We start from the raw sequence: 12,150 nt of genomic DNA on the forward strand, positions 1-12,150 counted from the left end.
TTCGAGGTCGATGATTTTTCATCGGACACTCCGTACTATACCAAGGGGGCTCTTTTTTGTTCAAAACTCACATTTTCCCCTAACAGGAATGCTCCCTATCCTCATAAACGGCTATTTGCTTTCATCGATGTTATGCTTAAGTTGTTCCGTATCGACACAGGCCACATCTTCAAGGGGGAGAAAGGGAGAGACTGCCGCTTTACTTCTGCTTATTTACAGTAATCACGACAGACGAACAAACTAGAAAAATGAACTGATAACCGGCCACCCGTTTTTCCATTCAAAGAACAAAAGACCGACTATCGTTATCAATAGGCCAATCCGAAAGTGATCAAATCTAACTTGTTTTTCTTTGTAATGCATGCGAATGAAATTCGTCACTGCACCAATCCATACTATAAATATCAAAATTCTCATGGATACACTCAACCATGAAATGGTAAATAGGGTTTCTGCAACCTCTGGCGTGAAACCAGCTATAGAAAAGGCACTAACTATCATAGTAATAAACAAAACAACACATACATTTAATACTTTCAGTAACATACGTACTCTCCTATCCTCGTGAACGACTGTTTGTTTGTTCATCGATGTTATGCTGCAGCTGTTCCGTATCGGCGTGGTCTACATTGTTTACGTTCCCATCCATCAAACGGTTCCAGCCATTAGAGAACATATCCCCCAGTTTATGAAACCCGTTCATTATTGGTTTTTTGAAAGTGTTGGTAAATGCGGTCTGTTTGAAACCATTCATAACATCAACAGCAATATTCATCTTTTTCTTTTGTGTTGAGGTCATCGTTTTTCCAATCGTTTGATTGGCCATGGTCGTCGAATTAGCTCCCCATGGGAAGAAGATAGCTGTAATTAACGCACCCGTGAGAAATGATGAAAGGGTCAACCCATTTCCAAGTGCCCAGTCACCAAGTGCAGTAGTACTTCCTCCTATCCCGGAAGCTGCGAATACCCTCTTCAATTTGTTCGCGAAACCAAGAGCCATAAATCCGCTACCCAGTACAGCCAGAGACCCGCCAGTTATAGCACCTGCTGTGATATCTACCACCGCTTTTTTCATGTCAAAGGCTGAAGGATCTTCTAATAAAATGGCAAAGTGTTGAACAGAGGGAATGCCTCCCCCCAATGAGAAGCCCCATTTTCATGAGACCAAAAACTCCGGAAAGTTTGGACCAGCCTGCTGATAATTTTGTCATCGCCCAGCCGGCAAACCTATTGAGCGCAAGGTGGGATCTTGTTCCTAACATAAACGCTGCCCGTGTGCTGAGCAGTGCTCCGGCCATCTTGCCTGCTAGTGGAATGAACACGGTTCCCAATACAATGCACCGGCGGTGAGCGCATTAAAGTTATCTCCACATTTATGTATATGTATCGAAAAATAGTCACCTTAAAAAAGCAGTCATGAATTGATTCTTTCTATTAAATATTTTTATCACAGGAAAGGTTTTCCTTCAATTCATTTTTCTTTAAGCGATGTTTCATGGTGATAAAAATAAGACATTGGACATACATCTTACGAAATAATAAAAATAAAAGACTGTCAGTAATTTATTTTCATTAAAATAATCTTAATTTTATAACTATTTTAATTACAGGAATCTTTGATCTTACATTTCCTTCATGAACCGGGCTGTTACTGTAATTTGATGTAAAAATAATGGATACGATATAACACTAATGTGAAACCGGGAACACGACCATTGTCTCTTTTTACATTTAATACTTTTTACCTTTTTTCGTTACTTCTATTACAATATCCGACACTCATTGATTTGCAAAAAAAGAGCAGGGCGCGGCCTGCCCTGCTCTTTCTCCGTTTTGTTTATTGTTCTAAAAGTCATAGGTCTTTTTTAAAGGTGCAGGAAAATACACCTTCAACCAAGCCAAATGGTGTTGGTTCTAATAAAGGTGCTTCTTTAGTAGCAAGTGGAATATTCCGCCAAACTTTACGTTTCAAGTTCCGTAAGCTTGCGCACCCACTGACTGCCGGTACATCCCTGCAGCGAATGAACACCACAAATGCAGCACCGTCCGCAATCCAGGTTGCTCCTGGGAACGTTCCGTTTGACCTAAACCAAAAAAACATAAGCATCCCAAAAGGGACACTTATGCTTTAATTCAGTTCATTCTTATGTATGGTGGAGACGGTGGGACGTGTAATTCCATGCTTTCGCTATGGCACTGACTATATCTTGAACCTGAAAAGTTCAGGTTCCCCGGCGTATTATACGGAATGTAAATTTGCGTCATGCAGTATTCCGTATCCTAGTACCACCCGGTGGGCGGCCTATAAGTCGATACACGGCTGAAGGATTGCTCCTCACACCGCTCGATGTTGCCATCCTGCAGTGTCTGCAGTATCAGGTTTCACCGATTAAGCCGGATTATTCACTTATGTGTTGCCACATAAGGCGACTAATTACTAATCGAACCCACGTCCAGAGATATCGCTGACTGAGCTTCTACGAGCGTAGTCACTATATTATGATTCGCCGCTGCTTTGGCTTAGTGACAAGCCGCCGCATGGCTAGTCTGATTGGTCTCTTCTGCCAGCCTCAGACGGTGGCTGGACAGCGTAGCCCACTATTAGTGAGACCCCGTATCACTCCACATGGGCGATGGAGAGCGGGATCCGCAGAAAACTGCTTATGCAGCTACTGCGAGGTTTTCTTCTTGTTTGCCAGTTATTATTGGCGTGGGCCTTTTTCGAGGCCTGCCCAGCTCGGCTCGCAACTCAGCCTCGACCTATCTCTGTCGAAGCCGTGTCGTCCCCATTTGTTAAGAAAGGAGATATACTTGAAATCTCCTTTGGACAATTCATTATAACACATACACGCGCAGATGCAAGGGGTTATTCCCCTTTCATCTGGCGCCGTACCGCCCGGTCCATTTCGCGTTTGGCGTCTTTTTCTTTCAGGGCCTGGCGTTTGTCATATTTCTTCTTCCCTCTGGCAACACCAATTAATACTTTAGCTACACCGCGCTTAATGTACACTTTCAGCGGTATGACCGAGTAACCGGGTTCCTGGCTTTTGCCGATCAGCTTGTTGATTTCGCGGCGGTGCAGCAGCAGCTTCCGCGTCCGGAGCGGATCGTGGTTGAACTGGTTGCCTTGTTCATACGGACTGATATGCGCGTTATGGAGAAACATTTCACCGTTATCCACTTTTGCGAAGCTGTCCTTAATATTGACCCGTCCGGCGCGGATTGCTTTAATCTCTGTGCCTTTCAGCGCCATCCCGGCTTCAAACGTTTCTTCTATAAAAAAGTCATGACGCGCTTTGCGGTTCTGCGCGAGTACTCTTCCTTCCGTTTTTGCCGCCATCTCCCGTTCACCTACTTTACTTCGTCATTTCTATATCGTAGCAAAACAGGCTGAAAACCGTCAACACAGCGCGGGGTATGACTCCACGCGGAGAGCGGCTATTTTTTCTTTTTCTTCTCTTTGTTTTTCGGGGCATTCTGGTAAAAGGCTTTATTGTCACCACCGTTATTTTTTCCCTTCTGCCGCCCTTTTTTTGCTTTCGGGTTGTCTTTTTTGGAGCGGTCGCCGCCTTCAATCACAGTCGGGCTGTCTTTTTTCTTCCGTTTTTTCGGCGGCTTCATGCCGACGATTTCAAAATCGATATCGGCTTCATCCAGGTTCACCTGCAGTACCCGGACATCCACCTGGTCGCCGATGCGGAAGACATTGGCGGTCCGTTCGCCGATGAGCGCATACTGTTTTTCATCGTAATGATAGTAGTCATCGGTCAGGTAGCTGATGTGCACCATACCCTCGATGGTGTTTTCGAGTTCGACGAACAAACCGAAGTTGGCAGCCCCGCTGATAAAGCCGGTGAATTCTTCGCCCACTTTGTCTTTCATATACTGCGCTTTCTTCACATCGTCTACTTCCCGTTCGGCGTCCACCGCGCGGCGTTCCATGTCCGAGGAGTGCTTGGCGATATCGGGAAGTTTTTCCCTCCAGGCTTCTTTCGTCTTTCCGTCGAGGTTTTTCTTCACGAGGTATTCCCGGATCAGACGGTGGACAATTAAGTCCGGATAACGGCGTATCGGGGACGTGAAGTGCGTATAGAAGTCCGAAGCGAGCCCGAAGTGGCCGAGATTATCCGCATCGTACCTTGCCTGCTGCATGGAACGAAGCAGGACGGTGTTGATTACCGCTTCTTCCGGTTCACCTTTCACTTCATCAAGCACTTTCTGCATAGCACTTGGGTGAATCGTGTTGGCGGTGCCTTTCACGACGTAGCCGAAGTTGGTCACAAATTCGAGGAACCTCTCGAGTTTCTCCGGGTCCGGATCTTCGTGAACGCGGTAGATAAACGGCACATTCATCCAGTGGAAATGTTCCGCCACCGTTTCGTTTGCCGCCAGCATGAACTCTTCAATCAACCGTTCTGCCACAGAGCGGTCGATCAGTTCCACGTCCTGCGGTGTACCGTCTTCGTCGACTTTCACTTCCGCTTCTTTGAAATCAAAATCAATCGCTCCGCGCGCGAACCGTTTTTCCCGCAGTACAGCCGCGAGTTCTTCCATGTCTTCAAAAAGCGGCACGAGGCTGCTGTATTTTTCTCTCGTTTCTTCGTCCTGCTGTTCCAGAATCAGGCGCACGTCGCTGTACGTCATGCGTTCATTGGTACGGATAACACTTTCAAAAATGTCGTGATCCACGACCTCGCCCTTCTCGTTGATTTCCATTTCACAGGACAGGGTAAGACGATCCACCTTCGGGTTCAAACTGCAGATGCCGTTTGAGAGCCGGTGCGGTATCATCGGGATGACGCGGTCGACGAGATACACGCTCGTCGCGCGCTCGTAAGCTTCGGTATCAATCGGAGAACCCTGCTCTACGTAATAGCTGACATCGGCAATATGTACGCCGAGCTTGTAGTTTCCGTTATCAAGTTTCTTCACCTGTACCGCATCGTCGAGGTCTTTCGCGTCGGCGCCGTCAATCGTGACAATCGTTTCGTCACGCAGATCCCGGCGCTGGGCGATTTCCTCCTGTTTGATTTCATCAGGGGTGTTATTGGCGTGGTCCAGCGCTTCCTGCGGGAAATCGCCGGGCAGGCCGTGTTTATGGATAATCGTCAGAATATCGACGCCGGGATCGTTTTTATGCCCGATGATATTTACGACTTTTCCTTCCGCGCTAAATCGTCCTTCCGGATATTTCATGATTTCGACAACCACTTTATGGCCGTCTACCGCACCGTTTTCCGCTTCCTGTGGAATGAAAATATCGTTATTGATATGTTTATCATCCACTTCCACAAAACCGAACGACCGGTTATCGATATACGTCCCGACTACCCGGCTGACGCCGCGCTCAAGAATGCGGACGATCGTACCTTCTGGTTTGGAACCGGACGATTTCTGCTGCACGCGTACGAGCACGGTATCTTTATTCATGGCGCCGTTCAATTCATGCGCCGGTACGAAAACATCCGCTTCTTCCTTGTTTTCCGGCAGAATAAAAGCAAAGCCGCGCTGATGGCTCTGCACTTCCCCTTTCATGAGATTCATTTTCTCGGGAATGCCGTAACGGTTGCTGCGGGTGCGGACGATGTCGCCGTTTTCTTCCATTTCATTCAGTGCTTTCATCAACTGTTTTGTTTCTTCGCCGTCTGTCATTTCAAAGGCATGCTGTATTTCTTCCACCGCCATTGGTTTTGCGGCTTCTTCTTTCATATATTGCAGTAATTGCTGCTTCTTTTGCTCATCCATCTGGTTCATCTCCTTTCCTTTCGATGTTTGTATGATTCGATAAGCATAGTTATTGTTCTATTTGTCTGATTCCCAGTCCAGACGCTCCAGAAACTGATAAATGTCTTCATGCAGCTGATCTTTTTCCGGGCCATGGGTGATAACGTGGGACGAATCTTCGTACCACTTCAGTGTTTTGTCATCGGATGCTATATTGTCATGAATGACATTGGCGCTCTCCGGATGGACCATCGTGTCCTGCACCGCCTGCACGATGAAGGCCGGCGTGTAAATCATGTCGAGAGAATCTTTCACTTCGTCAATGGCTTCATTAATCGAATAAAGCGTATCTACCGGCAGTTCTTCAAACGACTCCATTTCCTGTTCCACCTGTTCGTCGTCCTTGTCCTCCATTTTTTTGTAGTCACGAGCATACTGGAGCACTCCCTGGTACAGGCGTTCTTTGTTGTCCGTTGTAATGGCGGGAGCGCACATTGGTATGATACCCTTCAAATCGAACATGTATCCCGCCTTCAACGTCATCAGGCCGCCCAGAGAAAGACCGGCCACGGCAATCTCGTCATATCCTTCGTTGTGCAGGTATTCGACCGCTTTTTCCACATCATACCACCAGATGTCTGCATTCGCGTGCATGATTTCTTCCGGAGACGTTCCATGCCCGGTTAAAATCGGGGCGTGGCAGGTATATCCCCGTTTCTGCAGATATCTGCCGAGCATCCGGACATCCGCGGAATTGCCGGTAAAGGCGTGAAGCAGAAGTACAGCACGGTTTCCTCCCTCAAAAGTGAACGGTTTTGGTGGTACTATTTTCATCGTTGGTTCCCCTTTCTCTCTCTATGATTCCTTACTCCCAGGTATCAATATACCCTGTTTTGCATGATTCAAGCCGTTTCTTTCAAAGAAAAAGCCTATTTGTTTTCTGGATTTTATCCGTTCTCACAGCATAAAAAAACAGCAGGAACATGTGGATCCCGCTGCTTTCGTTTATCGGCATACGATATTTTCTGTTTACAGAAAGTAACCGAGTAACAGAGTCAGCACAAAAAACAGTACAGCCAGTACAACGGTGGCGCGGCTTAAAAAGGCCTCCACCCCGCGTGCTTTCTGTTTTCCAACCATTTGTTCCGCTCCGCCGGATATAGCTCCGGACAATCCTGCGCTCCGACCGGACTGCAACAGTACAACGGCAATCAGCGAAAGCGATACAATAATCAGCAGTACGTAAAGCAACGTTTCCAAACCTTACACCTCCACGTCCATTTCACACTATTGCCAATGTAACACAACCCTGTCCCAATGGCAAATGATCTTAAGAAAAGTGCAAGCGCCCTGGAAGTCGCGACAGGTTCTGGACCGGGCGCGAAGGGCAGCCTGCTGCCCGAAGTCGCACGGGAAGAAACCCCGGGCGGCTGGGCGCTGGAACTGGATCCAGAAATGCCTGAATTTCAGCATTTTAATCTAAAAAGAAAAGCAGAAGCCGCAGCAATAGAGAATGCTGCGGCTGGTGACAGGGTGCTTATTTGTTCAGGTTATAGAACGCATTTTTTCCTGGATAGATGGACGTGTTGCCAAGCTCGTCTTCAATCCGGATCAGCTGGTTGTATTTTGCTACGCGGTCGGTACGGGACGGCGCGCCGGTTTTAATCTGTCCGGCATTGACCGCCACGGCGATATCAGCAATGGTCGCATCTTCTGTTTCACCCGAGCGGTGCGATACAACGGCTGTGTAGCCGGCGCGTTTCGCCATTTCCATCGCGTCAAAGGTTTCGGTGAGCGTACCGATCTGATTCACTTTAACGAGAATGGAGTTGCCGACGCCTTCTTCAATACCACGGGAAAGCTTGTTGGTGTTTGTAACAAAGAGGTCATCACCGACAAGCTGGACTTTGTCCCCGATCGCGTCGGTAAGCTTCTTCCAGCCTTCCCAGTCGTTTTCGTCCAGGCCGTCCTCAATCGAAACAATTGGATATTTCTCAATGAGCTCCTTGTAGAAAGAAATCATCTCATCCGCCGATTTCACGACGCCTTCGCCTTTCAGGTTATAGCTGCCGTTTTCGTATATTTCCGATGAAGCAGCATCCATGGCGAGCTGCACTTCTTCTCCAGGCTTGTATCCTGCCTTTTCAATGGCGGTCACAATGGTCTGCAGCGCTTCTTCATTGGAACCAAGGTCCGGAGCGAATCCGCCTTCGTCGCCCACACCGGTGTTGTATCCTTTGTCTTTCAGTACTTTTTTCAAGTTATGGAAAATTTCCGCACCCATACGAAGCGCCTGCGGAAAGTTCTCTGCACCGACCGGCATGATCATGAATTCCTGAATATCAACGTTATTGTCGGCATGCTCGCCGCCGTTTAAGATATTCATCATCGGTACCGGAAGTGTCTTGGCGTTAAACCCGCCGAGGTATTCATAGAGTGGAATACCAAGGTCATCCGCTGCAGCATGTGCCGATGCGGAAGATACGCCGAGAATCGCGTTGGCTCCGAAGTTCTCTTTATTCTCTGTACCATCAAGTTCCAGCAGCAGGTCATCAATACCGGTTTGATCGGTTACTTCCATGCCGATCACTTCCGGCGCGATATCTTCATTGACGTGGTCCACTGCGGCAAGAACACCTTTACCCATATAACGGTCGCCGCCGTCACGCAGTTCCACGGCTTCGTGTTCCCCGGTCGAGGCACCGCTTGGGACGAGAGAGCGTCCGAAGGCTCCTGTTTCTGTGTAGACTTCCACTTCCACGGTAGGATTCCCGCGGGAGTCCAGCACTTCGCGTGCGTAAACGTCTGTAATCATACTCATTTTGTGCACTACTCCTTTACGATTGTATTAAAGATTGTCCTGTCATTTCTTCGGGTTTTTCGATCTGAAGAAGATCCACCGCTGTCGGGCATAGATCGGCAAGAATACCTTCTTCCCGGAGCGTCAGCCCCTGTTTCGTTACAATCACAGGCACCTGGTTCGTTGTGTGGGATGTCATCGGCTCATCGTCAAGTGTCACCACTTCATCGGCATTGCCGTGATCGGCGGTGATGATCGCCTGTCCGCCTTTTTCTGTAATCAGGTCCACGACTCTGCCTAGGCACTCATCCACCGCTTCCACGGCCTGAATGGTGGCGTCAAGTTTACCGGAATGTCCGACCATATCCGGATTGGCAAAGTTCAGGACGATAAAGTCATGGCGGTCGGCGTTGATTTCGTTAAGAAGAGCATCCGTCACCTGATAGGCACTCATCTCCGGCTGCAGGTCATACGTGGCGACTTTCGGCGAATCGATGAGAATACGGTTCTCTCCTTCAAATTCTTCCTGTCGGCCTCCGTTAAAGAAGAACGTAACATGAGGGTACTTTTCCGTCTCCGCGATCCGCAGCTGGCTTTTTCCGGCTTTAGCTGCCGTTTCCCCCATCGTGTTCTTCAGGTTCTGCGGAGGATAGGCGACATCGGCCTGTACAGATTCACTGTAGTTTGTCATCGTGACAAAGTGCAGATTCTGCGGTGCTTTGTCCCCGGTGTCGAATCCGTCGAAGTCTTCATTGGTAAACACTTCGGACAGCTGGATTGCACGGTCGGGACGGAAGTTGAAAAAGATGACCGCGTCGTTATCTTCGACGAGCGCCGTCGGTTCCCCTTCCTCATTTTTCATGACACACGGCTCTACAAATTCATCCCGGATTTCATTATTGTAGGACGTTTCAATCGCTTCTTCCGGGCTGTTGAAGGCAGGTGCGTCTCCGTACACGAGTGCCCGGTACGACTTCTCCAGACGTTCCCAGCGCTGGTCCCGGTCCATCGAATAGTAGCGGCCGTGCAGACTTGCCAGACGCCCGACACCAATGTCCTTCATTTTCTGCTGGAGCTGTTCCACATACGTCTTTGCCGTCGTCGGACCGACATCACGGCCATCCAGAAAGGCATGCACATAGACGTTTTCCAGTCCTTTTTGTTTCGCTGTATCAAGCAGGGCAAAAAGGTGGTCGATGTGGCTGTGCACACCGCCGTCGGAGAGCAGGCCGTACAGGTGAAGACTGCTGTTATGTTCTTTGGCATGCTCCACCGCTCCGCTCAGCGCTTCATTCTGATGAAACGTCTTTTCTTCAATGGCTTTGTTGATGCGGGTCAGGCTTTGGTACACGACTCTGCCGGCACCTATGTTCATGTGACCGACTTCTGAGTTACCCATCTGTCCTTCCGGAAGGCCTACAGCGGTTCCGCAGGCTTCCAGGCGGGTGTGGGGATATTGGTTCCAGTACCGGTCGAAATTCGGCGTCTCCGCCTGGGTGACAGCATTTCCTTTTGTTTCCGCGCGCATGGCGTAACCGTCCAGAATAATGAGTGCAACCGGTGCCTTACTCATTTCTTCCCGCCTCCACAAGTTTCAAAAATGCATCGGGCTTCAGGCTGGCTCCTCCAACAAGCGCGCCGTCAATATGTTCTTTCGCCATGTATCCGTCAATGTTTTCAGGCTTTACACTGCCGCCGTACTGGATACGCACCTTTTCGGCCGTGTCCTGGTCATACAGTTCCGCCAGCACCTTGCGTACTGTGCCGCACGTTTCATCCGCATCCTCCGCGCTGGATGATTTCCCGGTACCGATAGCCCAGATTGGTTCATAGGCAACGACAACGTCAGACGCTTTTTCCGCACTGATGCCTTCAAAGCCTTTAGTCACCTGTTCCCGTACAACCTGTTCGGTTTCATTGTTTTCACGCTGCTCCAGCGACTCACCGCAGCACATAATAGGCGTGATGCCGTATTCAAACGCAGCATGAACTTTTTGATTAACGCTTTTGTCGGTTTCGTTGAACATCTCACGGCGTTCGGAGTGACCGATGATGGAATACGTGATGCCGAGATCTTTCAGTGCAGCCGGACTGATTTCGCCGGTGAACGCACCGCTTTCCTCAAAGTGCATCGTCTGCGCGCCGACATGAACATCCGAGCCTTCTGCTTTATCGTTCATTTCCTTTAAAAACAGGGCCGGTGCACATACTACCGTTTCCACTTCACTGCTTGACGGGACATTCCCCTTGATTTCTTCGATAAACGACACAGCTTCTTCATGCGTTTTGTTCATTTTCCAGTTTCCCGCAATAATCGGCTTTCTCACACGTAAAACTCCTCTCTGTTATCGCTTTGTGTTATCTGTCATCCAGTGCTGCGACACCCGGCAGTACTTTTCCTTCCATGAATTCAAGCGATGCGCCGCCGCCTGTGGAAATATGGCTCATCTGATCGGCAAGACCGAATTTTTCAACCGCTGCTGCTGAATCGCCGCCGCCGATGACAGAATACGTGTTTTCAGCTTGCGCAAGTGCTTCGCCAATGCCTCTTGTTCCTTTGGAGAACAGGTCAAATTCAAAAACACCCATCGGTCCATTCCATAATACCAGTTTCGATGTCTGAATAACATCCGTGTATGCTTCGATAGTCTTCGGTCCGATATCGAGCGCTTCCCAGTCGGATGGGATGTTGTCGATGTTGACGATTTTCGTATTGGCTTCATTGCTTAAATCGTCTGCGATCGTTACATCAAGTGGCATGTAAAAGTTGACACCCTTGTCTTCGGCCTTCTGCATATACTCCTTAGCAAGCTCCAGCTTGTCTTCATCCAGCAGCGATTTGCCGATTTCATAGCCTTTGGCTTTCACGAAAGTGTAGGCAAGTCCGCCTCCGATAATCAGATTGTCGACCTTATCGAGCATGTAATCGATGACCCCGATTTTGTCTTTCACTTTCGCGCCGCCGATAATGGCTGTGAACGGACGGTCCGGGTCTTCAAGCGCCTGACCGAGCACGTCGAGTTCTTTTTCCATCAAAAGACCCGAAACCGATGGCAGGTGACGGGCGATGCCTTCTGTGGAAGCGTGCGCCCGGTGCGCTGCGCCGAATGCATCGTTGACGTAAACGTCAGCGAGGGATGCCAGGTTTTTGGAAAGCGTCTCATCGTTCTCTTCTTCCCCGGCTTCAAAGCGGAGGTTTTCAAGCAGAAGCACTTCACCTTCCGCTAATTCCGATGCTGCTTTTTCCGCTTCGGTGCCATATACTTCATCGACTTTCTTTACATCTTTCTGAAGTAGACTGCCGAGACGGACAGCTACCGGGCCGAGACGCAGTTCATCGTGTGCTTCGCCTTTCGGACGCCCGAGATGGCTCGCCAGAATGATTTTCGCTCCCTTTTCCATCATTAGCTGAATGGTCGGAAGTGCCGCACGGATCCGCGTATCATCCGTTACTTCTGCCTGTTCCATCGGCACATTAAAATCCACACGGCAGAAAACCGTTTTTCCTTTTAAATCGATATCTCTGATCGACTTCTTGTTCATGAAAGAGCCTCCTTTAGTTCAGTACTTTTTATCCATGTTCCCAAAAAACGGGAAGGGGAAAACCGGAAGTCTCCACTTCCCCC

General features: G+C 49.0%; 12 protein-coding genes and 1 other RNA gene. 2 read left to right on the top strand and 11 right to left on the bottom strand.

Going from position 1 to position 12,150, the window contains the following annotated elements:
* Window positions 1-222, top strand: a 222-nt coding sequence (locus tag BM124_RS19180; RefSeq protein WP_212634963.1) for a hypothetical protein, incomplete at its 5' end; no start/stop codon positions are given.
* An 18-nt stretch (window positions 223-240) separates the two neighbouring features.
* Here BM124_RS19180 and BM124_RS13500 read toward each other — a convergent pair.
* Both BM124_RS13500 and BM124_RS13505 read right to left on the bottom strand, forming a co-directional pair.
* Window positions 241-546, bottom strand: a complete 306-nt coding sequence (locus tag BM124_RS13500; RefSeq protein WP_093338290.1) for a hypothetical protein — start codon at window positions 544-546, stop codon at window positions 241-243.
* Between the two features lie 10 nt (window positions 547-556).
* Entirely contained in the window at window positions 557-1,075 is a 519-nt protein-coding gene (locus tag BM124_RS13505; protein WP_170841145.1) for a hypothetical protein, read from the bottom strand.
* A gap of 619 nt (window positions 1,076-1,694) precedes the next feature.
* Between BM124_RS13505 and BM124_RS19185 the strand changes: the two genes are divergently transcribed.
* Window positions 1,695-2,132: a hypothetical protein gene (locus BM124_RS19185; protein WP_212634964.1), complete on the top strand. Its 438-nt coding sequence runs from the start codon at window positions 1,695-1,697 to the stop codon at window positions 2,130-2,132.
* 306 nt (window positions 2,133-2,438) lie between these two features.
* Here the strand turns inward: BM124_RS19185 and ssrA are convergent.
* The 9 genes from ssrA to BM124_RS13550 all read right to left on the bottom strand — a co-directional run bounded on the left by ssrA (window position 2,439) and on the right by BM124_RS13550 (window position 12,067).
* Window positions 2,439-2,780, bottom strand: a transfer-messenger RNA (tmRNA) gene (gene ssrA / locus BM124_RS13510).
* An 86-nt stretch (window positions 2,781-2,866) separates the two neighbouring features.
* Window positions 2,867-3,340: an SsrA-binding protein SmpB gene (gene smpB / locus BM124_RS13515; protein ID WP_093338292.1), complete on the bottom strand. Its 474-nt coding sequence runs from the start codon at window positions 3,338-3,340 to the stop codon at window positions 2,867-2,869.
* A 98-nt stretch (window positions 3,341-3,438) separates the two neighbouring features.
* Window positions 3,439-5,745, bottom strand: coding sequence for a ribonuclease R (rnr, locus tag BM124_RS13520; protein ID WP_093338294.1), 2,307 nt, complete (start codon window positions 5,743-5,745; stop codon window positions 3,439-3,441).
* A gap of 57 nt (window positions 5,746-5,802) precedes the next feature.
* Window positions 5,803-6,558, bottom strand: coding sequence for an alpha/beta hydrolase (locus BM124_RS13525; RefSeq protein ID WP_093338296.1), 756 nt, complete (start codon window positions 6,556-6,558; stop codon window positions 5,803-5,805).
* A gap of 195 nt (window positions 6,559-6,753) precedes the next feature.
* Window positions 6,754-6,984, bottom strand: coding sequence for a preprotein translocase subunit SecG (secG, locus tag BM124_RS13530; protein ID WP_090926279.1), 231 nt, complete (start codon window positions 6,982-6,984; stop codon window positions 6,754-6,756).
* 277 nt (window positions 6,985-7,261) lie between these two features.
* Window positions 7,262-8,545 carry a phosphopyruvate hydratase gene (gene eno, locus BM124_RS13535; protein WP_093338297.1) on the bottom strand — a complete coding sequence of 428 codons (1,284 nt, stop codon included), beginning with the start codon at window positions 8,543-8,545 and terminating at the stop codon, window positions 7,262-7,264.
* A gap of 16 nt (window positions 8,546-8,561) precedes the next feature.
* On the bottom strand, window positions 8,562-10,097 hold the full coding sequence (gene gpmI / locus BM124_RS13540; RefSeq protein ID WP_093338299.1) for a 2,3-bisphosphoglycerate-independent phosphoglycerate mutase: 1,536 nt from the start codon (window positions 10,095-10,097) through the stop codon (window positions 8,562-8,564).
* Entirely contained in the window at window positions 10,090-10,851 is a 762-nt protein-coding gene (gene tpiA, locus BM124_RS13545) for a triose-phosphate isomerase (RefSeq protein WP_093338300.1), read from the bottom strand. Before tpiA ends, gpmI begins: the two co-directional genes overlap by 8 nt.
* A 31-nt stretch (window positions 10,852-10,882) precedes the next feature.
* Window positions 10,883-12,067: a phosphoglycerate kinase gene (locus BM124_RS13550; protein ID WP_093338302.1), complete on the bottom strand. Its 1,185-nt coding sequence runs from the start codon at window positions 12,065-12,067 to the stop codon at window positions 10,883-10,885.
* Between the last annotated feature and the right edge of the window lie 83 nt (window positions 12,068-12,150).

The sequence above is a fragment of the Salibacterium halotolerans genome (assembly GCF_900115625.1).
GTDB classification, from domain to species: domain Bacteria; phylum Bacillota; class Bacilli; order Bacillales; family Marinococcaceae; genus Salibacterium; species Salibacterium halotolerans.

Bases quoted from the DNA above. Each gene is read 5' to 3' on its own strand.
- BM124_RS13550 (WP_093338302.1), bottom strand. From the start codon at position 12,067: ATGAACAAGAAGTCGATCAGAGATATCGATTTAAAAGGAAAAACGGTT.
- BM124_RS13525 (WP_093338296.1), bottom strand. From the start codon at position 6,558: ATGAAAATAGTACCACCAAAACCGTTCACTTTTGAGGGAGGAAACCGT.
- gpmI (WP_093338299.1), bottom strand. From the start codon at position 10,097: ATGAGTAAGGCACCGGTTGCACTCATTATTCTGGACGGTTACGCCATG.
- eno (WP_093338297.1), bottom strand. From the start codon at position 8,545: ATGAGTATGATTACAGACGTTTACGCACGCGAAGTGCTGGACTCCCGC.
- smpB (WP_093338292.1), bottom strand. From the start codon at position 3,340: ATGGCGGCAAAAACGGAAGGAAGAGTACTCGCGCAGAACCGCAAAGCG.
- BM124_RS13505 (WP_170841145.1), bottom strand. From the start codon at position 1,075: ATGAAAAAAGCGGTGGTAGATATCACAGCAGGTGCTATAACTGGCGGG.
- BM124_RS13500 (WP_093338290.1), bottom strand. From the start codon at position 546: ATGTTACTGAAAGTATTAAATGTATGTGTTGTTTTGTTTATTACTATG.
- rnr (WP_093338294.1), bottom strand. From the start codon at position 5,745: ATGGATGAGCAAAAGAAGCAGCAATTACTGCAATATATGAAAGAAGAA.